This window comes from Seonamhaeicola sp. MEBiC01930 (assembly GCF_045277075.1).
Taxonomy (GTDB): Bacteria; Bacteroidota; Bacteroidia; order Flavobacteriales; family Flavobacteriaceae; genus Seonamhaeicola.
Genome location: NZ_CP104270.1, coordinates 1,166,668 through 1,188,967, shown reverse-complemented (window position 1 = coordinate 1,188,967; position 22,300 = coordinate 1,166,668). Strand labels below are relative to the sequence as shown.

The window sequence follows — 22,300 nt, the reverse complement described above, 5'->3', positions numbered from 1 at the left end:
TATTATTTCCACCAATTTTGGCCTTTTAATGTCATGGCCGCTTTAAGCACATCTTTTTGGCTTATTTGACCAACCAATTTCCCGTTTTCAACAATAGGAAAACGTCTGCGTTTAGCATTTAAAAACTTATTGGCTGCATCAAAAATATTCATATTACCATCAATAGTTTCAATATTGGTGGCCATATGTTTTTCAATGGTTTTATCCTGCATAGGCAAGTTATAGTAACGGCTTTCACTAATTTGTTTGATACAATCTCCTTCAGAGATTATACCTATTAATTCATGCTTATCATTTACAACAGGTCCTCCAGAAATTCGGTGCTTTATTAAAGATTGCATTACGGTCTCAATAGTTTGGTCTGGGGTAAACGTAATCAGATTTCTAGTCATGTAATCACTTACCTTTAAAGGGGTGTTATCTACCGCATTTGCTTGTTGCCTTCTGGCTCCTTGAAAACTCTTTATTCCCATAATTATTAGTTTTAGTTAAAACTAAATGTAGATATTTTTTTTGAGTTTTCCTAAAGTCATCCATTATGAAACCATTAAATATGGTTTAATTGTGGTATTGTTTTTGAATATTAAAAAGCTAATTATTAGACTGTAATAAAATAATTAGCATTCTTTTAAGGATTTAAACTTTAATTTTTTTTAGCTTTAGACCCTTGAATTTTAAATTAAACAAAACCATAGGGTTGTAAATAATAACTAAATACAAATAAATACAAATGAAAAGATTGTTAGGATTAATGGTGTTGGTGAGTAGTTTCATGTTAAGTGCTCAAAGTAATACTGAGATAATAGCTCATTATGAGGCTTATTATAAACAAATGAAAAAACAGGGAGATGTTAGAGGAATTATTGATGCAATGACTCACTTAAATGTATTAGCACCATCTCAAGCAAGAAAAGATACCTTAGCCTATATTTATTTAGATCAGGGTATGAATAATCAGGCACTCAATACTATTGGTTATGAAAAGAATGCAACAGATTCTGATATTGCTATTCAAGTTAAGGCGTTAGCTTTAAAAGCACTTAAGCAACCAGAAATGGCTATTCCATTTTTTGAAGAATTGTTTAAAAGAGATCCTAATGCGGTAATTGCTTATGAGTTAGCAGAATTAAATATTCAATTAACAAAAACAGCTGATGCCGAAAAGCATATTATTTATGGTTTGGCAAACGCCAAACCTGAAATGAAAAAAGCCTTTTTTGAGAGGCAAACACCTTATGAAGTTTCATTAAAATCGGCTTTTATGTATTTAAATGCACTTAATGTTTATCATAAAGACAATAAAGCTAATATTGATGCAGCTGTTGATATTTTGGATGCTGCTTTAAAAGAATCACCTAATTTTAATATGATTCAAATTACCAAAAATGAATTATTAAGGCAAAAGCAAATTTTGCAAGCAGAAGCTACACAGCCTAAAAATTAATGAAAAGGTATATGTAAATAAAAAGCGGCAATTTTTATTGCCGCTTTTTTTATGCCTAAAACTATTGCTTATGGCTTCTCAATATTTTGACTATCAAATTCTACCTCCTTATTCATTTGCAAATTAAAATTAGAAAAAGCAACCAGTAAATCTTCAACATTGCTTAAAAGCTCTTTTTTAGAAACGTTAGTTAAGTTAGAAAAGCTTTCCAATTTCAAAAATTTTGTTTCAAAGGCGTTTATTCTTGCTGATATAGAGGGAGAGTTTATTTGCTCAGGAATATTTTTTTTAAAAGCAGTTAATGTACTGTCAATAAACCCTTCATTATTTTCAAAAAAGCTTAAGTCTCCTTTTTTAACATTATTAATAACGTTCTGTAGTTGGTAGTACTCAACCCAATCTTCAACAGTGTTTTCTGTTTTTTCATCTAAAGCAAACTCTAAATAATCTATGTTGTTAACGTCTTTTTCTGTTATTTCAAGACTTTCAATTTCTGCTTTTTTATCTGTTCCGTCTTGTGGGTTTTTACAAGAAAAAAGAACAACCAATAAAACAAGGTTATACAAGAATAATCTGTGCATTTGCTCTAATTTAAATTCTATGACAAAGATATGTTAATACTTTGTTTAACCGAAACTACAAATAGATATTGTATGGTAAGCTGTTTTTTTGGTACATTTAAAAACTCATATACATTAGAACCCTTTATTATGTTTGAAGATTTTTGGTTTAACGTAGAATATGGTATAAATCATGTTTTAGATATTAATGGTTATGACCACGTTTTATTCTTAATGGTTTTAACGGTCCCGTATTTATTTAACAACTGGAAGCGGGTATTATTATTAGTCTCTACATTTACCTTAGGGCATACATTATCATTAGTTTTGGCCGCTTATAGTGTGGTAAGAGTTAATGCAACTATAGTTGAATTTTTAATACCAATTACTATTTTAATAGTAGCGCTATTTAATGTGTTTACCGCTGGTAAAGGTGCTCAGAAAGAAAAGGTTGGGGTGTTGTTTTTATCAACTCTGTTTTTTGGTTTGGTACATGGTTTAGGTTTTGCAAGAGAGTTTCATATTTTTTTAGGAGATTCAGACAACAAATTGGTGCTTTTATTTGAGTTTGCATTGGGCATAGAATTAGCTCAAATCATTATTGTGTTTGTGGTACTGTTCTTAGGTTATATAGGTCAAACCATTTTCAGATTCTCAAGAAGAGATTGGATAATGGTAGTATCGGCTATTGTTGTTGGGTTAGTAATTCCTATGATCATGGGTAGTGACTTTTTAGCTTAAATACCTTAAAACGTTAAACTTTTATAAAACTTTAAGTAACAACATTGTAAATAAAATACTAACCAAGTATCTTCGTTAAACTATTTTTGCGTGAGGGACTGCCGAAAGCTAGGAATAACTTTATTGACTATACGCGCCCTAAATTTAAAAATAATTAATGTTAGAAGAAAAACAATTAAAATACGATAAGGCATATCTTAGAATAGCAAAAGAATGGGGGAAACTTTCTTATTGTAAGCGTAAGCAAGTAGGGGCAATTATTGTTAAAGATAGAATGATAATTTCAGATGGATATAACGGAACCCCAACAGGTTTTGAGAATTTTTGCGAAGATGAAGAAGGGTACACTAAATGGTATGTTTTACATGCTGAAGCTAATGCCATTTTAAAAGTAGCAGCCTCGACACAGTCTTGTAAAGGGGCTACTTTATATATTACCTTATCACCATGTAAAGAGTGTAGTAAATTGATACATCAGGCAGGAATTGTTAGAGTGGTTTACAACCGAGGATATAAAGATGATTCGGGGTTGAGGTTTTTAGAAAGAGCCGGTATTGAATTAGAATTAATAGAAGATTTAACAGCCTAATGTCTTACAAAAAAAAATATTTACCATTGGTTTTAGGCGTTGCTATTGCAGCGGGTATTTTTATTGGTGGCAAGTTAAACTTTACTGATACTCCAGATAGATTATTTTCTACTAATAGTAAAAAAGATAAGCTTAACCGGCTTATTGATTATATTGATTATGATTATGTTGAAGATGTGAATACGGATAGTATTGTAGATGTAACAGTTAATGGTATTCTAGATAATCTTGATCCACATTCAGTTTATATTCCAAAGGAAGATATGGAGCGCGTATCTGAAAATATGAAGGGAGATTTTGTTGGTATTGGTGTTAGCTTTTATACCTATAGAGATACTATTACAGTTATTAGGGCTATTGAAGGTGGTCCTAGTGAAAAGGCTGGAATAAAGGGTGGTGATAGAATTATTATGGCTGATGGCGATTCCCTTTATGGAGATAATATTAAAGATGGTGAGATTATAAAAAGACTTAAAGGGCCTATAAATACCAAAGTAGATTTAACAATTTTCAGAAAGGGAGAGCCTAATTTGTTAAAATTTAAGATTAAGAGAGGCGTAATTCCTATAAAAAGTGTTGATGCAGCATATATGTTAACAGATAAATTAGGTTATATAAAAGTGAACCGGTTTGCAGAATCTACATATAGAGAATTTAAAAAAGGATTAGACAAACTTATAGACTCTGGTGCCACTGAAATTGCTTTAGATTTGAGGGGCAACCCTGGCGGATTTTTAGGCATTGCAGAGCAAATGGTTGATGAATTTTTAGAAAATGATAAGCTTATTTTATTTACAAAAAACAAGCGGGGACATATTGAAGAAAGTTTTGCTACTAGAAAAGGTGATTTTGAAGATGGAAAGGTTTACGTTTTAATTGATGAAAATTCAGCCTCTGCTAGTGAAATAGTTGCCGGAGCCCTTCAAGATAATGATAAAGGAACTATTGTAGGCCGCAGAAGTTATGGTAAAGGTTTAGTGCAGCGCGAAATGGATTTAGGCGATGGTAGTGCGGTAAGGTTAACGGTGTCTCGTTATTATACACCAACAGGGCGTTCTATTCAGCGGCCTTATAAAAAGAATGGTCACGAAGACTATTTTGAAGAGTATTTTGATAGATTAGATAGTGGGGAGTTGTTAGATCCAAGTAAAATTGAGGTGGCAGACTCCTTAAAATTTACTACGCCTAACGGAAAAACAGTATACGGTGGTGGTGGTATTGTACCAGATATTTTTGTACCCATTGATAATAGTTTGCATAATGAAACACTTCAGTATATTGAACAATATCAATTCTTTGATAATTTTATTTTCAGACAGTTAGACATAGACCGTCATGCATATGATGGTGTTTCCAGAAATGATTTCATAAATAGTTTTGAAATTGAAGACGCTTTAGTTGTAAAGTTTCAAGATTATGTAAATACACAAACTAGACAAAAAGTAACTTTTGTAGCCTATAATAATGAGGTTAAGCAATACTTAAAAGCAACACTTGCAGACCAACTCTTTGGCAATGGTGCTTTTGAAGAAGTATTCAATCAAACAGATCTTATGATTGATGAAGTTATTAAGTTGAGTATGGGTAAATAGTGTTTTTTATATACTCATAAAACCTATTAATAATCATTTTTTTTTCTGCGTTTAGCCATATTTATTTTATAAAATACCACTTAGTTTTGCTCGCACATATTAGTGTAGATTAAAGAAGTAAAACGAAATTATATGGAAGCTAAAACAATTGAACTGGTACAAGGAACATTTAAAAAAGTGGTACCTATTGCAGATAAAGCTGCAGAAATATTTTACGATAAACTATTTGACTTAGACCCACAACTGAAACCTTTATTTAAAGGTGATATGAAAGCGCAAGGTGCTAAATTAATGACTATGATAGGTACAGCGGTAAATGGATTAACTAATTTAGAATCTATTGTTCCTGCTGTCCAAAACCTAGGTAAAAGCCATGTTGGTTATGGTGTAAAAGATAGTCATTATGACACTGTTGGTACAGCACTTATTTACACATTAAAAACGGGTTTAGGTAAAAGTTTTACACCAGATGTTGAAGATGCCTGGGTAGAAGTGTATACTGTTTTAGCAACTACAATGAAAGATGCTGCTAATGAGGTTGAATTAGAAACTCCTGAAACGAAGCCTTGGTGGAAGTTTTGGTAGATAATTAATTATAAAGTTTAAAAGGTGAAAAGCAGATTGAAAAATCTGCTTTTTTTATTGGAGTCTATGTTGTTTTATCATGAACTTTGGTGTGTTTTCCATTATTCCAAAGCGTCAAAATATCCGTAGCAACATGAGCACCACTTCCAGAGGCTATAGCAAATTGACTACGCCATCCAGCAAGAGTTCCAGCTACATATAGGTTTTCTTCTAATAAATGATCTGTGTTTTTTAACCAAAGGCGGTCTTTCTCTAGAGCTGCTCTTGGGTGTGGTTCAATATAGTGTTCTAAACCCTTAATGCGCATTAAATTGGTGTAGCCAACAGCGATTACAACTATTTTAGATTCATAAATATTTTTGTTGGTGGTAACTTTAAACTCATTTTCAGAGTTTAAAATTTCTAAAACTTTCTCTTTTTCTATTTGTACAACATGAGGGTACAAATCAGCTAATTGCTTTTTACCACTTTCTAAAATAGATTCACCAGTAGTTTCAGGGGCTAGACCTAAAACATTGTTAAATAGGGCAGTTTGTAAATGAGATGTTTTTTGATGAGCTATAATACCAATTCTTTTGTTTTTTGCAAAAGCTTTATTTTGAGCAGAACCCAAAACTAAGGCACAAGATAATCCTGCTGCACCTCCTCCAACTATTAAAGCGTCAAACATGTTATTGGTGTTCTTTTACTTTTTGCTCAATACGTTTAGATATTCTAAGAATAACCATTAAAATAATGGCGCATAAAGCTGCTACAATGGTTATTAAGGCAATCATACTATCACCTTCAAACGGTGCCTCAAAGTTGATTTTTGTAATATTAAAAATTGCTAAAATTGTTGCTAAAACAATAATTATTGCAGATATAATTTTCATAATTAATGAAATAAAATTTTAATGTTTTCGGCAAAAAGTTTTACCGCAATGGCTAAAAGAACAACGCCAAAAATCTTTCTAATAATACTTATGCCATTAGGTCCTAAAAACCGTTCAATATTTTTTGAGGTTTTTAAGACTATAAATATAACAATCACATTAAGAATAATAGCTATAATTATATTTTCTACTCTAAATTCGGCCCTTAAAGACAATAGAGTTGTTAAGCTTCCGGGGCCAGCAATTAAAGGAAAAGCTAAGGGAAAAATAGAGGCAGTCATTACATTGTTTTCCTCTTCTTTGTAAAGGGTAATACCTAAAATCATTTCTAAAGCAATGAAGAACAGAATGAATGCACCTGCTACCGCAAAAGAGTTTACATCAATGCCAATAAGGTTTAAGATGCTTTTTCCTAAAAACAGAAAGAGAACCATTATTACACCCGCTATAATTGAAGCTTTTTCACTTTGAATGTGGCCAACTTTTTTTCTTAAGTCTATAATGATTGGAATGTTACCAATAACATCAATAACAGCAAATAAAATCATAAATGCTGTAAGGATTTCTTTTAATATTAGCTCCATGCTTTTCGTTAATAATTTTGGGCAAAGGTCGGTATTTAAATTTAAAGTTATCTATTTTTGCGCTTCGTAAGTATTAAGAATATGTTTCAGCTGGGAAAAACAATTATATCTGATGATATATTAAAAAAAGACTTTGTGTGCAATTTATCTGCATGTAAAGGCGCTTGTTGTGTTGATGGAGATGCCGGAGCGCCACTAGATAAAGAGGAAGCTCATATTCTAGAAGCTATTTATCCTAGGGTAAAACCGTTTTTAAGGGAGGAAGGAATTGCGGCTATTGAAGCTCAAGGAACTTATATAACTACAGAAGAAAATGAGCTTGAAACACCACTTATTAATAATGCCGATTGCGCTTATGTAATTTTTGATGAACATGATGTGGCTTTATGCGCTATTGAAGAAGCTTATAATCAAGGTGAGATTTCTTGGAAGAAACCAGTTTCTTGTCATTTGTACCCTATTAGAGTTAGGGATTATACAGAATTTTCGGCCGTAAATTACCATAAATGGCAAATTTGTGATTATGCCTGTGAGTTAGGTGAAGAATTAGGAGTTCCTGTTTATAAATTTGTAAAAGAAGCACTTATTAGAAAATTTGGCGAAGATTGGTACATGGAACTAGAGAAAGTTGCTAAGACTATTTAAAGACCTAAAAATACCTATAAAAAAAGCTAAAAAACCCTTTGTTTAAAAGGGTTTTTTAGCTTTTAAAATATATTATTTTTTGTAAACTTTTTTAATTTACAAAAAACATAAATAACTGAATATCAAATAAGTAAGTGTTTTTTCTTGTAAACTTTCTGATAATCAGCGTTTTTTAAATTTGTTAAAAACTTGTTGAAAAGGTTTTTCAAATCGCTTAAAAACATATTAATCATTTTGCAATCTTTGTTATCTCAGTTCAGAGAAAAAAACACAATTTTTTAGCTTGTAAATAAACTTGTTAAAAATGTATTTTGAAAAATTGAAAATGCATTTAACAATTTTAAGACTTTGTTGAAGATATTTTGAATTGAAAGGTTTTCAATAGAGTTTTCAGGATTTTCCTGCAAGATTTGGCATGTCAATATTTAACTAACTATAGCAAATGGAAATAAACCAGATTATTAAAAGAGACTACGAAACAACGCCTTTCGTGTTGGAAAAAATCACTAATGCCATTGAGAAGGCCATGCTTTCAGTGAATCATGGTTCAAGAGAGGATGCCCAAAATATATCTGATAGAGTTTTTGAATCGCTTTTAGCTAGAAAAGCTCTTGATTCAAGATATGTTCCTACTGTAGAACAGGTACAAGATATTGTTGAGGATAAATTAATGGGTAGTGAGTTTCATAATGCCGCAAAAGCTTATATCTTATATAGAGATGAACAAGCAAGAAAAAGACAGTCTAATATCTTTGAAAAGCGTATTAACCTAAAGCCATATGAGTACCCAGATTTATATGAATATGTAAACGCTATTAGGCATTCATATTGGATTCATACCGAATTTAACTTTACCAGTGATATTCAAGATTTTAAGGCCCAACTTGGTCCTGTTGAAAAATCTGCAATTAAAAATACTATGTTGGCTATTTCTCAAATTGAAGTAGCTGTTAAGACGTTTTGGGGTGATATATACCAAAAAATGCCTAAGCCAGAAGTTGGGTCTGTAGGAGCTACTTTTGCTGAAAGTGAAGTTCGCCATCATGATGCATATTCACATTTGCTAGAAATTTTAGGGCTTAATACAGAATTTAAAGCACTTAAAAAGAAGCCCGTAATTATGAGGCGTGTTCACTATTTAGAAACTGCACTTAAAAATTCTAAGAGTGAAAATATTCAGGAGTATGCAGAATCTATATTGCTGTTTTCACTTTTCATAGAGCATGTGTCTTTGTTTTCACAGTTTTTAATAATCATGGCTTTTAACAAGCATAAAAACATGTTAAAAGGCATATCAAATGTTGTAGAGGCTACATCCAAAGAAGAACAGATACATGGAGACTTTGGTATTGATATTATTAAAATTATTAAAAAAGAAAATCCAACTTGGTTTGGAGATGATTATAATGAAAAAATCCAAACCCTTTGTAAAGAGGCTTTCAAAGCTGAAAGCGATATTGTGGATTGGATTTTTGAGGCAGGCGAATTAGATTTCTTACCTAAAGATGTAGTTAATGAATTTATTAAAAACAGATTTAATAATTCATTAGAAAGTATCGGAATAGATAAGGTTTTTGATGTGAAAGATGAATTATTAGCTCAAACAGAATGGTTTGATGATGAAATAATTGGAACCAAACATGGCGATTTCTTTGTAAAACGATCAATTAACTATAGTAAAAGAACAAAAAGTATAACTAGCGACGACCTTTTTTAAAAAATGAAAATTAAAACACACCAGCCAGAACACCAAACCGAACAATCAAATTACAACGAATTAATTGATGCTAGAAAGCAGCAAATTAAAAATGTAAATCAACCAGATGAAGAGTTAAACTTTGAATGGTTAACAGAAAATAGCCGTAAATTCTTAGAATCAGGGTATTTAACCGAAGGGGCAACTCCAGAAGGAAGAATTAGAGAAATTGCAGAAAGAGCAGAACAGATCTTGAAAATTGATGGGTATGCAGACAAATTTTACAAGTACATGTCTGAAGGGTTTTTCTCTTTGGCATCTCCCGTATGGTCTAATTTTGGAAAGAAAAGAGGACTGCCAATAAGTTGTTTTGGTTCTAATATTGCCGATGATATGGGTAATATTTTGTACACTCAGTCAGAGGTTGGAATGATGTCTAAATTAGGAGGAGGTACTTCTGGATATTTTGGAAATTTAAGACACAGAGGTGCTCCAGTAAAAAATAATGGGGCTTCGTCAGGTGCTGTACATATTATGCAGCTCTTTGAAAAAATGGTTGATGTTGTAAGTCAAGGGTCAGTAAGAAGAGGGCGTTTTTCACCATATTTACCTGTAGAGCATTCAGATATTAATGAGTTTTTAGAAATAGGTACAGAAGGAAATTCTATTCAAGAGTTAACACATGGTGTTACTGTTACAGATAAGTGGATGGAAGAAATGATAGAGGGTGATGTTGATAAACGTTCTATTTGGGCCAAAGTAATTCAACGCAGAGGTGAAATAGGATACCCGTATATTTTCTTTAAAGACCATGCTAATAATCAGGCTGCTGATGTTTATAAAGATAAAGAGCATAAGATTGTTGCTAGTAACTTATGTACAGAAATAATGTTGCCTTCAAATGAAAAGTGGTCTTTTGTTTGTGTATTATCATCTGTAAATTTATTGCACTATGATAAATGGAAAGATACTGATGCGGTTGAAACCATGGTATATTTCTTAGATGCTGTAATTACAGAATTTATTGATAAACTAGAAGAATTTAGAGACTCTGATGACTTAGATGATAGGCAAACGTTTATGTTTATGGAGCGTGCTTATAATTTTGCTAAAGACAATAGAGCTTTAGGTTTAGGAGCTCTAGGATGGCACTCCTTATTACAATCTAAAATGTTACCATTTGATAGCGCCGAAGCTTATGAATTGAATAGTGAGATATTTAGAGTTATCAAGGAAAAATCATATAAAGCATCTCAAGAATTAGCGGAATTGTTTGGAGAGCCAGAAGTGTTAAAAGGCTATGGTAGACGCAATGCCACCTTAAATGCCATTGCTCCAACAACATCTTCAGCATTTATATTGGGGCAAGTTTCTCAAGGTATAGAGCCAATTTGGTCTAACATTTATGTAAAGGATATTGCTAAGATTAAAACCACTATTAAAAATCCATATTTATTAAATCTTCTTGAAGAAAAAGGGCAGAATACTGCCGAAGTATGGAGAAGCATTAGAGATCATGACGGTTCTGTACAGCATTTAGAGTTTTTAACAGAACTTGAAAGAGATGTTTTCAAAACGTATTCTGAAATTGATCAGTTAACTATTGTTTATCAGGCTGCTAACAGACAAAATCATATAGATCAAGGACAGTCAGTGAATATTATCGTGCATCCAGATATGCCTGTAAAAGACATTAATAATATTTATGTTACAGCATGGAAATTAGGTTTAAAATCTTTGTATTATCAGCATAGTATGAATGCAGCACAAAAGTTTAAGCAGAAAAAAGAATGCGCAAGTTGCGAAGGCTAATGACGAGAAATTAATTTTCTTTAAGGGGATTCCCTCCGTGAGGAGGGGACCCCAAATTTATTAAAAAAAGCATCTCAATTGAGATGCTTTTTTTAATAACTAATTATATGCTTTAATCTACAATCTTATTCTCAGCAATAGAAGTGTCGTTTTCGGCCATTAATGCAAAAAATTTGTCAATGTTTGGGAGAATAACAATGCGTGTTCTTCTGTTTCTTGCTCTGTTTTTCCAGGTTTTATTATCTGTAAGAGGTTGGTAACTGCTTCTACCAGCTGCTATTAATTGTTCTGGTGCAACATCAAATTTATGTTGTAATCTTCTAACAACAGAGGTAGCTCTTAAAACACTTAAATCCCAGTTATCTCTAATCTTATCAGTATTAATACCTCTAGAATCGGTATGACCTTCAACCATAACATCTAAACTTGGTTCAGATTTTATTACTTCAGCTAATTTGGTTAAGATTTTGTCTGCTTTAGAACTCACAATATAGCTTCCACTGTTAAATAACATTTTATCAGAGATAGAAATCATTACTACAGTTTCGTTAATGTTTACAGCAATATCTTCATCTTCATCAATGTTATTATTTTTAATAGCTTTTTCTAGGTTATAAGCTACCGCTAAGTTCATTGAATCTTTAAGTGTTTTTGCTTTACTTAATTCATCAGAATCTACATTTTTTAGTGTAGCACGCATTTTAACTTTCGCATTATTAGAGATTACCGCACCACTATTTAGTGTTTCTAATTTAGAATTGTTTTCCTCAGTAAGAATATTTACATCTTCCTTTAAAGATGATATTTTTGCATTGTATTCTGTAACTCTAGTTTGAATTTTTGCAAATTTTGCTTCTAAATCTTCTTTTTCTACTCTTGTTTTAGTTAGTTCACTTTTAACCTGACCATTTTCATGCTCTAGCGCCATATATTTCTTTTTAGAAACGCATGAGAAAGTAAGTACAGCTAATAATAAAATTGAAATTTTCTTCATAATATTAAATTTAGGTTTACATCAATTACGTTACTAAACTTAGTATGGATTATGAAGTATGTGAATTCTTTTTAACCAAAAAAATGTTCCTCTTATCTTACTAAATAAGTTTTATTAAAAGTTTTATAGTTTTTGCAGTATATTTATTACAAAAATCATAAACAACAGTATATGGAGCACGAAGATTTTTTAGTTACAGAAGATATTTTGGCAAGTAAAAATAAGCGTTTTGTAAATCACCTCATTGATTTAGTTCCTCAATATGCATTCTCTTATTTTTTGGCTTATTTTTTCTTTTATTTAGGAGAGTTTACAGGGAATTATAGTTTAAATGATTACTTGAATACTATGAATTATTTTGAAGAATTAATAGTTACATATGCGTTCTTTTTGCTTTATTTCTTTATAATGGAGAGTCTAACCTTTAAAACGTTAGGAAAATATGTAACTAAAACAAAGGTTGTTTTGCCCAATGGAAAAGAGCCCTCTAAAAAGGATATTATTATAAGAAGTTTATGTAGAATGATTCCTTTTGATGGCTTATCTTTTTTGGGTACCAATGGAAAAGGTTGGCATGATTCTATTTCTAAAACCTATGTTGTTGATGAAATTAAATTTAATAATAAAAGGAAATTTAAACTAGAATTAGAATTAATAGGAAAGCCTGTAGATGAAATAGATTAATTCAAAATATCCGTCCCTAAAAGTTCATCATTCTTGTTATAATACCAAGCTCGGATTTTTGGCATTTTAATGCCATTTATAAGCTTTTCTTCAGTTAAAAGAATATATTCCCCTGAGTCATTCTTTTGAGAGCCATTGTCATCAGTCCTGAAAAACTGGTAAATTTCCATGGCGTAGGTTTTTGGGTTAAAATAGAAATACCAAATATCACTTCCAACATTATCATCATAAGTCACTTTTAAAACTAAATAATCTTTGCCTTTAAAGGTTTTTTTCTCAACCTTAGGGTCAATTATGGTACCAGGGTCTTTTAATTTCATTGGTAAACCGTAAAGATAAGTGTAGTAGTTTTTGTAAAGATTAGCACGTTCACAATTAAGGTTAAATTTCTTTATGTTTTCTTCTGAAATGTCTTCAGAATTATTTAAACCAAAAGAGCAATGCCCTTTTTCAACGGTCATTCTTGTGGTAATGGAGTCCCTTTTGGTAATAACCTGAAAGAATTCTTTAGGTAAATCTATTTGAATATCACTATATCTTGACGATTTTTCAGGTATTTTCATAGTAATGTTTAGTTGGCCGCTAAAGGTTTTCCAATTGTTATGTGGGTCATGATAATCTATGGCTTTGCTTAGTAACTGTGTCCCAGTTATATTTTGGGCATATAATAGGTTAGATAAACAAAAAAGTAGCGCGTAAAAATAAATGGTTTTCAAAACAGTAAATCTTTTCCTTAAAGATACTAAAACAAAAAAGCACCTCATTGAGGTACTTTTTATGTATTATAAAAACTTTTTAATTATTATTCTTGCTCATCATTATCATCATTATCATCATTATCATCATTTGATTCAGTTGCAATTATAGAATCTTCAGAAATGGTAGCAGGCTCAACAGTACCATCATGAGCATCATGATATTCTTCTAAAAGATTCATGGTTGCTTTCAATAAATCTTTTGTTTCTAAAAGAAGACTGAAATAAAGCGTTGTATTCTTTGGGCTAGACTCCTCTTTACGAGTACGCTCTACTTGTTTTTGTATCTTATCTGAAACTATAGAAACAACATTCTCTTCTCTGGTAAGAATATTTCCAATCTGTTCAAAAGAACGAGAATCAAAAGCAGCCTTTGTGTCTATAAATAATTGTTCAATGGCTTCGTTAACTTCTTTTAATTCTTTTATCTGATTGAACTTTAATTTCTTATGATTATTATTAACATGCTTGTGGCTTACTTTAGAAATATACTCTAAAGATTGTGTCATATCTTGTAAGTAACCTAAAATATTTATATAGAAGTTACTAGCCCCAATACTAGATTCATCTAAATTCTTAATAAAATAGAAAATATTATCTCTTAGATTGTCTACTTCTAATGATAGTTTATCAATTTGTTTTTGATTCTTTTTAAGAGATGATAAATCCTGTTTTGCTAAACCAGTAATAGCGTTAGAGTAAATTTTGTTACCTCTTTTAACAACGTTTGCTATATTATCAGCACTTTCATGAATCACCCCTTGAACAGAACTACTTTCAGCACTCTTTAAACTATCTTCGTTTTTAGCAAGTGTAGATTTTTTCTTGTGTGAAAGGTAATTTCTAACCAATAAAATTACTGTTAAAAGTAATAATATTGGAGTCATAACGGCAGGGTGCCAATTAATTAAAAAGACTACAATTCCCGCACCAGTAAAAGCACCAAGAGCAGTAAGAAACCAACCTCCAATAACATTAAGTACACCAGCAACTCTGTAAACCGCACTTTCAGCTCCCCAAGCTCTATCTGCTAAAGATGTACCCATAGCAACCATAAAAGTAACATAGGTAGTAGAAAGAGGTAGTTTCATTGCTGTTGCAATAGATATTAGTACACCAGCCACCATTAGGTTTACTGAGGCTCTAATCATATCAAATGCAGGAGCGTCAATACTTTGATCTTTAGTTAATACCGTAGAATCTGGTTTCTTAAAGCTTGCATTTACTTTTTCCTGTGTTGATTTAGGAATGATTGCTGTTAATGCATTAGACATTAAGGTTGTACCTTTAACAATGCTTCTAGATAACATATTAGGTTTAAACTTCTCATGAGTTTCACTTTGACGTGATAAACTAATTTCAGTTTCAGCTACAGTTTTAGCTTTTTTAGAGAACCATAAAGTTACCACCATAATACCTCCAGCTATAAATAAAAGGAATGGTTCTGCTGGCATTTTTTTATCAAGTACTCCCATAGTAAACTCAGTTGCTGGAATTCCAGAACCAGACCAAGCTTCAAATGAATGGTAGGCTGCCATTGGTACACCTATAAAGTTAACCAAATCATTACCTGAGAAAGCTAAGGCTAAACCAAAAGTACCTACAGCAATAACAACTAATAAAATACTCTTTTTAGTTATTTTTTGAAACACAAAAGAAAGAAGTGTAAAAATCACAAACCCTCCAAGGATGATATAGATTTCGTTACCTTCAATCATACCTTTCATGTCGCTATAATAAGGTGTGCCTTTTAAACCTTTCATAAATATGAAATAAAGAATAGCTGTTAAAGCAACTCCTCCAAAAAGAGCTCCGAAATTTTTAATTTTTTCTGTATAGTGAAAAGTGAAAATTAAACGAGAAAACCATTGTACAACAGCACCAACACTAAAAGCTATGACTACAGAGAGCAAAATACCACTAATAATTTCAATAGCCTTTTTAGTATTTATATAGGTGCCCAAATCTGCAAAGGTTTCTGTGTCTGAAGCTCCTACTTTAATAACAGCCATAATTACTGCAGCACCTAATAAGTTAAATACAATAGAAACCGTAGTAGAGGTTGGTAATCCAAGTGTATTAAAGAAGTCTAGCAACAGAATATCAGTAATCATAACGGTCATAAAAATGAGCATAATCTCATGAAAGCTAAATTGCGCCGGAACAAAGATTCCCTTTCTTGCAACTTCCATAAGTCCGCTAGAGTAAACCGCTCCAATAAAAATACCTAAACTGGCAACAATCATAATGGTTCTTAAAGAAAGTGCTTTAGATCCAATGGCCGAGTTTAAGAAATTAATCGCATCATTACTAACGCCAACAACTATATCTGCAACAGCCAAAATTGTTAAGGCTATTAGCATGTATAAGTAAATATTATCCATAGTATTTAATTGTAGTATATCTGCAAATATCATGACTATTATTGATTAAATTGTTATCTAATTGTTATTTTTTTAGAAGTGGAAATCAAACCCAATTCGAAATGTAATGTTGTCATCATTTCCATCAAGAGATGTATAACTAATATCACTTTGTACTTTTAATTTATGACCATGCACAAACTTATTCAGCCCCAGAGTATATTGTTTTACTGGTAGTGAATTTGTAATAGCTTCATAATCTAAAGCTGTGAATCTGCCAGCAATTTCAATATTGTTTTTAAATAAGTATCCAGTTTGTAGGTTTAATGCATTACCTGTTAAAACTACATCTCCAGTTGGTGTTACGCCATCTAATTCTGTAGCAATTTCGTTATCAGCAGTACGTTTTGCATACTCACCCATAAATGAAAAACCATTGTGCTTATACATGGCATCTACAAATATGGTTGTTTGATCTGTTTCATAAAGAGAGCCGTCTGTTCTCATCATATAATCACCAGCAAAACCTCTTTCTCTAACAGCATTTTCGTTAAAGTTATATGTAAATGTTAATGATAACTTTGGTTTTTCTTCTCTTTTCAAATCAGACCCCTTGTAATCACCTTTAGATTTAAAAGCTCCGAAAGGTAATAATTCTAAACGCGCAGTATATTGCATGCCTCCTTCATTACCTTCGGTTACGTTTCTACCTTCCCCTTGAGATAAGGCAACTTTTTCACGAACTAAAAAATTATCTCCTAAATAAAATTTATGACGTAATTGAATACCAATATCACGGTCTAGTGTGAAACGGCTATTCAGTAAAGAACGGTCTACAAGTTGTAGGTCTCCAGAAGAAACTACACGCTCTACATTCCCTGGTAATTTGGTTTGTCCTGCCCATAATTCCCAGTTTTTGGCAAAATGCCACATTAATACGGCATCTAATATGTAACGAGGCGTATTGCGGGTAAATTCACTTCCTCCAGATAAATCTCTATTAGAAAGCCCTAATTCTATTTTATATTTTAATTTAGGGCTATAAGCAAATCCATCAAATTTTAAACGTGCACGACGGATTATAAAATTTTGATCTGCAGATCCGTATTGGTCACCATCATGATCCCAAGACGACATATATCGCATCTGAAAACGAGGCGCGAATTTTATACTAAACGAACTGTCTTTGGCTGTAAAATTTATTAGTCCTTTACCGAAAGAAGTATCACTGATTTCTTGACCAAATGATAAGTTAATAGCCAATAAAGCTACTGCTACTAGCGTGAATTTAAGTTTCATTATAATTATAAGTTTTTGTCGCTACAAAGAACCAACTCCAATGTTAACTTAATGTTTCCAAATGATTAATTTATAAACAAAAAAAGGCTGCCTTAATTAAAAAGCAGCCTCATTAGAAATCATAATAATGTAGTCGACAAAAACTTATAGATTATATGAAATACTAATTTGATGTCCGAGGACAATTACAAATATCAGAGTTTAAGTTAATCTTAATGTAACCTCAATATTAAGTAATTATTAATATTCCAATGTTAAGTTTTTATTTTTTTTATCAAGTTAAAGAGTTGAAAATGAGATAAATACATTTCGAATGTTAACTCAACGTTAAGAGAGTGTTGTTTAAAAGTTAAGTTATTTGTAAATTCGATATATAATTATTAAAACCCCACATATTATGAGAAAATATATTTTAATTATAGCAGTATTATTTATAGGCACATCTGTTTTTTCACAGGAAGTAAACAACAAAGTTAAGCATGTAGAAAAAGACGGATTAATAGAAACAACCTACTTTTATGCCGATGGTAGCATTCAGCAAAAAGGAACCTTTAATAAAGAAGGTAAATTACATGGTACATGGGTTAGTTTCAATAATCAAGGTGAAAAAATAGCTGTAGGAAACTATGAAAATGGTAAAAAGGTTGGTAAATGGACATTTTGGGCCAATGGAACTGTAAATGAAGTGCATTATTCCGACTCCAAAATTACTAAAGTTATTACGCCAGAAGAGTCCGAAGCTCTTTAAGTTTATAATATAATATTATAGGAAATAAAAAAAGCATCCAAATGGATGCTTTTTTTATTTTCCTATTTAAAGCGGAATGTTTATTGTTTTGTCCACCCAGCTCCCCAAGTAGCATAGTCTGTAGCAGTACCAGAACCTTCACCAGTATAAAAATCTGCATCTGTAAAAGATACTGTTGTATCGTTTTTCATGTTAGTAGTAACATCTACAAAAGTAACGTTGGTTACTTGTAAATCATCGCTTACCACACCGTTTCCAGTATCTTCATCATCAAGATCAAATCCTTCAACGTAACCTGTAATGTGTACGTTAGTAAAGATTCCTTGTGTACCAGCTCTTAATCTAACCGCTTCAGAGTGACCTTCTGAAGTTCCTTGACCTACAATAGTTAAATTATTTACAGTTGGTTTAGAGAATACACCAGTAGCATTACTAAAATCTGTATTGTAACCATCTGCTTCAATAGCTTTATCGTCTGTAGTTCTGTTAGAAATATAAACGTTAGTTAATGTTCCTGCATACCCTTCAGTCCAATCTACAGAATCATCTTCAGCATTGATCACAGAAACGTAGCTTGCATTTACAGTTCCTCCAAAAAACTCAATACCATCATCTTTACCAGCGTAAGCCTGAATGTAGTTAACAACTGTACCACTACCTACACCATAAAAAGAAAATCCGTTGTTTTCAGATTGACCATCTGCAGCACCACCAGAATACTCAACTCTTACATAGTTTAAAGATCCAGAGTTATCATCAGCAGTTTGACCACCATAAGGTAAACTTGCAATTTCTGAAGTTGCAGTAGCTGTTCCAGTTACGGAGTTGATTGGTGCTTTTCCTAATACAATTAAACCACCCCAATCTCCTGCAGAAGGATTAGAAGCATCAGAAGTTAAAACAATTGGGTTATCTACAGTACCATTAGCTACAATTTTAGCCCCCTGTGAAATAGCAATATAAACATTTGCGCCAGAAGATAGAGCTTCAAGAGTCATTCCAGCAGGAATGGTTAACGTAGTTCCATCGGTCATGATTAAAGACCCATTTAATTTGTAAGTGTTGTTAGCATCTAAAGTTAAATCTTCTGTATAAGTACCTGATAAGAAAATTGTTCCTGGGTCTGTTGTACCACCACCATTATTATTAGTAACACTGTTATCATTTATTATAATATCAGCAGTGTCATCTGTAGAGCATGAGAATACCATTGAAACTAATGCTAAGCCTAAGATTAATTGTTTTTTCATTGTTTTAATTTTTAATTTATTTTTTTAATTATGTTGATTTTAGAATTTGTATTTAAGCTGAAGCCCTATATTCATACCTCTTTTATAGTCTGTAACACCTTTTCCGTTTGCAGATACCACAAGAACATCTCCTAAGTTTTGATCTTCTCTTACGTATTGAATAGTTGGGTTTAGTAAGTTTTTAGCGCTAAAATTGATTTCGAAATTTTCTTTGATTGTGTTTTTCCAGATAAAATCTAAAGTAGGAACACTTTTTTCTACAATATTTCCTAAATCGCCAGAACCTAAAGCATCAATACGATCTGAGAAATAAGAGAATACTAAGTTGGCAACTGGTTTGTAGTTCTCAAACGATGTGGGAGAAAAACTAACATCTGCATTTAATAAGAACGGAGAAGCACCTTGTAGCTCATCTTCATTTCTATTAAAGGCTAAATCAAAAGTTCCATCAATAGTTTCGTATAAATCTTGTTTGGTTTTCATATAAGTAGCGTTAACACCAAATGATAAATTGGCATTTTCATCTTCATCAACTAGAAGATTTTTTCTTAACTCTACCTCAAAACCATAAATAGTTGCTTGGTCACCAGTTCTTACGTAACGTTGTGTTCCTGTTGCATCACCAACAACAACTAAGTTAATTGGGTTATCAATCTGTTTTGTAAATGCTCCAGCTGAAAATATTTCGCTCTTGCCAAAGAACCATTCATATTTTAAATCAATGTTTAGAATATCTGAATATCCAAGAACGTCTGGGTTACCACCAATTCTTGTAGATACATCTTCGTAAACAAAGGGTGCAATTTCTTTAAACTCTGGAGTTGAAACTGTTTTACTAGCAGAAAAACGTAGGTTTTGGTCTTCGTTAAGTGCGTATTTAATATTTAAACTAGGAAGGATAAATGTTTCTTCAGATGATTTAGAGTCCACACCATTATTACCTAAGTTTATTACATCGTATTCAATGTTTTGTTCAAAGCTTTCAAGTCTTATACCTGGAACAAATAACCATTTTTCGCCTGCTGTAATTTCAGCATCAAAATAACCTGCATAAATATTTAGTTTACCGCTATAGGTATTTTCATTAAGCCCAGGTCTGTTTGTATTTGATAAGTTTGGGTACGGATTAATAACTTTTAATTCGTAAATACCGTTAGAATCATCATTAATATTTAGGTTATCAAGATTGAAAACCGCATTTAAATTATTAATATCTGTAATTTGGTAATCTCCATCTACAATATCATAACCATATCTTATATTATTGAATTGTCTGGTTTTATGACGACCGTTATATCCAAAATTAAATTTTATATTATCGTTTGCTTCATAAGCTAAGTTTAAACGACCATTGTATTCATCGTCTTCAATATTTTGAAAATAACGTTGGTTATCAAACACTACATTACTATAAAATGTTGGGTTTGTTGTAGTATCATTATCTAATGCATATTGGTAGTTTTCAACACTAAAACGCTTTCTGTCTGGTTGGTCTGAAAGTACTCTGTTATAACCAAATCCCCAATCTAATTCTAGCTTGCCAGATTTATGATTACCCAATAATTGATTTACAAACATTCTTGTCTGATCAAACTGAATGTTTTTTTGGAAAAACCCTTGGTCTGTATCTAAAATAGCATCTCTGTTTCTTCCATTACCATCAATACCGTAATAACCAACTTCATCTGAAGAACTATTAATAAATACTGAGTTAAAACTTAGGGTATTGTCACTGTTTATTCTGTAGAATACATTAGCCATAGCCGTAGAAGTAGTGCTATATTCAAATTCTTCAGAAGCTTCAAAAGCTTTCTTTTCTACAGTGGTAAAATCAATGTTTTTACCTGTTCTGTATTCATAACCGTTTTCAAAACTACCCGTTGCAAAAACACTTAATTTGGAACCGTTTTCAAATTTAAATGAGTGTCCTATTGAAGCTCCGTAAGAAACATTAATAGGTGTACTTACGCTTTCTGGATCTACACCATGTGATAATATAACCGCAAAAGGGTCATGAGCATATCTTCCGTAATAACCAAAATAGCCAGTACCTTCACTACGAACAAAATTTTCTCCTATGGCATTGGTGTTAAAACCTGTACCAGAAACTATATCAATAAAGAAATTACCTTTATGTTCTTTTGAAGTAATATCTACATTACCAGCAGCAAAATCTCCATAAAATTGCGCGCCGTATGCTTTACTAATAGATACATTTTGAATAACATCTGATGAGAATAAGTTTAAATCTATATTCTTCTTGTTAACGTCATTAGAAGGTAATGATAAACCATTCATAGAGGTGTTTAAATACCTGTCTCCAAGCCCACGTACATATACATTACTAGACCCTTCTTGTTTTGATACACCCGAAATTTTTGCAACAGCACCAGCAGCATCACTTACACCTTTTCTAGATAACTCTTGTGCGCCAATACTTTGTTTAATTTCTACAGCTTTCTTTTGTTCTAACAGTAATGCTGTTTCACTTTCACGTTTTGTAGTAACTGGAGCAAGAATAACCGCATCAAGAGCAGCAGCACTAGCTCCCATTTCAACATTAAGTTGCGCAGTTTCACCAGCAATAATAGTTACTTTAATTTCTTGTGTTTGGTAACCCACAAAACTGAAAACTAATGTGTATTCTCCAACTTCTAAATCTTCAATTTGATATAAGCCATCAAAGTCAGATGTGGTTCCTTTTGTAGTACCTTTAATTAAAACATTAGCAAACGCTAATGGCTCATTATTATATTCTTTATCAATAAGCTTTCCAGCCACTGAACCTGTACCTTGTGCATATGTAAAAGCAGTTGTAAAGAATAAAATTAACAGTATAAAATTTCTCATTATTATTTTTATAATTTCTTGGCGCAAAGAAATAGCACTAATGTAAATATGGTGTTATCTGCACATTAAAGAACAGTAATAAAAGCGTTATGCTAATGTTATGAGAAGTGGTGTGTTTTTGGGTTTAAGAAAACAATTTCTTAACATAGAAAATTAGAGTATAGGTAGATTTTTAAAAGAGCATCTATATTCCAAAGGAAAAGCTAATAAATAGAAAGCTTAACTCTTATTAAA

At 31.9% G+C, this 22,300-nt stretch carries 21 protein-coding genes; 10 read left to right on the top strand and 11 right to left on the bottom strand.

The features are described from left to right. Positions 1-2 precede the first annotated feature (2 nt). Positions 3-473 carry a CBS domain-containing protein gene (locus N1F78_RS05165; protein WP_406685118.1) on the bottom strand — a complete coding sequence of 157 codons (471 nt, stop codon included), beginning with the start codon at positions 471-473 and terminating at the stop codon, positions 3-5. Positions 474-730: 257 nt separating this feature from the next. Here N1F78_RS05165 and N1F78_RS05160 point away from each other — a divergent pair, with 257 nt between their 5' ends. Further along, positions 731-1,444 (top strand): tetratricopeptide repeat protein, encoded by a 714-nt coding sequence (locus tag N1F78_RS05160; protein ID WP_406685117.1) that lies wholly within the window; start codon positions 731-733, stop codon positions 1,442-1,444. A gap of 68 nt (positions 1,445-1,512) precedes the next feature. On the opposite strand, the gene N1F78_RS05155 is transcribed toward N1F78_RS05160, so the two are convergent. Beyond that, the gene (locus N1F78_RS05155; protein WP_406685116.1) at positions 1,513-2,025 is read right to left on the bottom strand and encodes a hypothetical protein; all 513 of its coding nucleotides are present in this window, start codon (positions 2,023-2,025) and stop codon (positions 1,513-1,515) included. A 129-nt stretch (positions 2,026-2,154) separates the two neighbouring features. Between N1F78_RS05155 and N1F78_RS05150 the strand changes: the two genes are divergently transcribed. The 4 genes from N1F78_RS05150 (at position 2,155) to N1F78_RS05135 (ending at position 5,511) form a co-directional block, all read left to right on the top strand. After that, positions 2,155-2,745: a HupE/UreJ family protein gene (locus N1F78_RS05150; protein WP_406685666.1), complete on the top strand. Its 591-nt coding sequence runs from the start codon at positions 2,155-2,157 to the stop codon at positions 2,743-2,745. Positions 2,746-2,902: 157 nt separating this feature from the next. Further along, positions 2,903-3,334, top strand: a complete 432-nt coding sequence (locus tag N1F78_RS05145; protein ID WP_406685115.1) for a deoxycytidylate deaminase — start codon at positions 2,903-2,905, stop codon at positions 3,332-3,334. Then, positions 3,334-4,926, top strand: coding sequence for a S41 family peptidase (locus tag N1F78_RS05140; protein ID WP_406685114.1), 1,593 nt, complete (start codon positions 3,334-3,336; stop codon positions 4,924-4,926). Before N1F78_RS05145 ends, N1F78_RS05140 begins: the two co-directional genes overlap by 1 nt. 132 nt (positions 4,927-5,058) lie before the next feature. Beyond that, positions 5,059-5,511 (top strand): globin family protein, encoded by a 453-nt coding sequence (locus N1F78_RS05135; RefSeq protein ID WP_406685113.1) that lies wholly within the window; start codon positions 5,059-5,061, stop codon positions 5,509-5,511. A 64-nt stretch (positions 5,512-5,575) separates the two neighbouring features. Here N1F78_RS05135 and N1F78_RS05130 read toward each other — a convergent pair whose 3' ends face one another. From N1F78_RS05130 to N1F78_RS05120, 3 genes are read right to left on the bottom strand one after another with little or no spacing between them, the layout of a single operon-like run. After that, positions 5,576-6,181, bottom strand: a complete 606-nt coding sequence (locus N1F78_RS05130) for an FAD-dependent oxidoreductase (protein WP_406685112.1) — start codon at positions 6,179-6,181, stop codon at positions 5,576-5,578. A 1-nt stretch (position 6,182) separates the two neighbouring features. After that, the gene (locus N1F78_RS05125; protein WP_406685111.1) at positions 6,183-6,386 is read right to left on the bottom strand and encodes a hypothetical protein; all 204 of its coding nucleotides are present in this window, start codon (positions 6,384-6,386) and stop codon (positions 6,183-6,185) included. Between the two features lie 2 nt (positions 6,387-6,388). After that, on the bottom strand, positions 6,389-6,970 hold the full coding sequence (locus N1F78_RS05120) for a MarC family protein (RefSeq protein ID WP_406685110.1): 582 nt from the start codon (positions 6,968-6,970) through the stop codon (positions 6,389-6,391). Between the two features lie 81 nt (positions 6,971-7,051). On the opposite strand from N1F78_RS05120, the gene N1F78_RS05115 reads away from it, so the two are divergent. The 3 genes from N1F78_RS05115 to N1F78_RS05105 all read left to right on the top strand — a co-directional run bounded on the left by N1F78_RS05115 (position 7,052) and on the right by N1F78_RS05105 (position 11,123). Beyond that, entirely contained in the window at positions 7,052-7,615 is a 564-nt protein-coding gene (locus tag N1F78_RS05115; protein ID WP_406685109.1) for a DUF3109 family protein, read from the top strand. A 442-nt stretch (positions 7,616-8,057) separates the two neighbouring features. Continuing rightward, a complete protein-coding gene (locus tag N1F78_RS05110; RefSeq protein ID WP_406685108.1) occupies positions 8,058-9,332 on the top strand; it encodes a ribonucleotide-diphosphate reductase subunit beta in 1,275 nt (424 codons plus the stop codon). 3 nt (positions 9,333-9,335) lie between these two features. Next, positions 9,336-11,123, top strand: coding sequence for a ribonucleoside-diphosphate reductase subunit alpha (locus N1F78_RS05105; protein WP_406685107.1), 1,788 nt, complete (start codon positions 9,336-9,338; stop codon positions 11,121-11,123). 112 nt (positions 11,124-11,235) lie between these two features. On the opposite strand, the gene N1F78_RS05100 is transcribed toward N1F78_RS05105, so the two are convergent. Beyond that, positions 11,236-12,117 carry a flagellar motor protein MotB gene (locus tag N1F78_RS05100; protein WP_406685106.1) on the bottom strand — a complete coding sequence of 294 codons (882 nt, stop codon included), beginning with the start codon at positions 12,115-12,117 and terminating at the stop codon, positions 11,236-11,238. A 171-nt stretch (positions 12,118-12,288) separates the two neighbouring features. On the opposite strand from N1F78_RS05100, the gene N1F78_RS05095 reads away from it, so the two are divergent. Then, on the top strand, positions 12,289-12,801 hold the full coding sequence (locus N1F78_RS05095; protein ID WP_406685105.1) for an RDD family protein: 513 nt from the start codon (positions 12,289-12,291) through the stop codon (positions 12,799-12,801). Here N1F78_RS05095 and N1F78_RS05090 read toward each other — a convergent pair. The 3 genes from N1F78_RS05090 to N1F78_RS05080 all read right to left on the bottom strand — a co-directional run bounded on the left by N1F78_RS05090 (position 12,798) and on the right by N1F78_RS05080 (position 17,218). Then, positions 12,798-13,565 (bottom strand): DUF6503 family protein, encoded by a 768-nt coding sequence (locus N1F78_RS05090; protein WP_406685104.1) that lies wholly within the window; start codon positions 13,563-13,565, stop codon positions 12,798-12,800. The two genes, N1F78_RS05095 and N1F78_RS05090, sit on opposite strands and share 4 nt — an antisense overlap. 38 nt (positions 13,566-13,603) lie before the next feature. Then, the gene (locus N1F78_RS05085; protein WP_406685103.1) at positions 13,604-15,940 is read right to left on the bottom strand and encodes an anion permease; all 2,337 of its coding nucleotides are present in this window, start codon (positions 15,938-15,940) and stop codon (positions 13,604-13,606) included. Between the two features lie 72 nt (positions 15,941-16,012). After that, positions 16,013-17,218, bottom strand: a complete 1,206-nt coding sequence (locus tag N1F78_RS05080) for a porin (RefSeq protein ID WP_406685102.1) — start codon at positions 17,216-17,218, stop codon at positions 16,013-16,015. Between the two features lie 397 nt (positions 17,219-17,615). On the opposite strand from N1F78_RS05080, the gene N1F78_RS05075 reads away from it, so the two are divergent. Then, the gene (locus tag N1F78_RS05075; RefSeq protein WP_406685101.1) at positions 17,616-17,966 is read left to right on the top strand and encodes a toxin-antitoxin system YwqK family antitoxin; all 351 of its coding nucleotides are present in this window, start codon (positions 17,616-17,618) and stop codon (positions 17,964-17,966) included. An 80-nt stretch (positions 17,967-18,046) separates the two neighbouring features. On the opposite strand, the gene N1F78_RS05070 is transcribed toward N1F78_RS05075, so the two are convergent. Next, positions 18,047-19,216, bottom strand: coding sequence for a multidrug transporter (locus N1F78_RS05070; RefSeq protein ID WP_406685100.1), 1,170 nt, complete (start codon positions 19,214-19,216; stop codon positions 18,047-18,049). Between the two features lie 39 nt (positions 19,217-19,255). After that, a complete protein-coding gene (locus tag N1F78_RS05065) occupies positions 19,256-22,066 on the bottom strand; it encodes a TonB-dependent receptor domain-containing protein (protein WP_406685099.1) in 2,811 nt (936 codons plus the stop codon). Positions 22,067-22,300 lie beyond the last annotated feature (234 nt).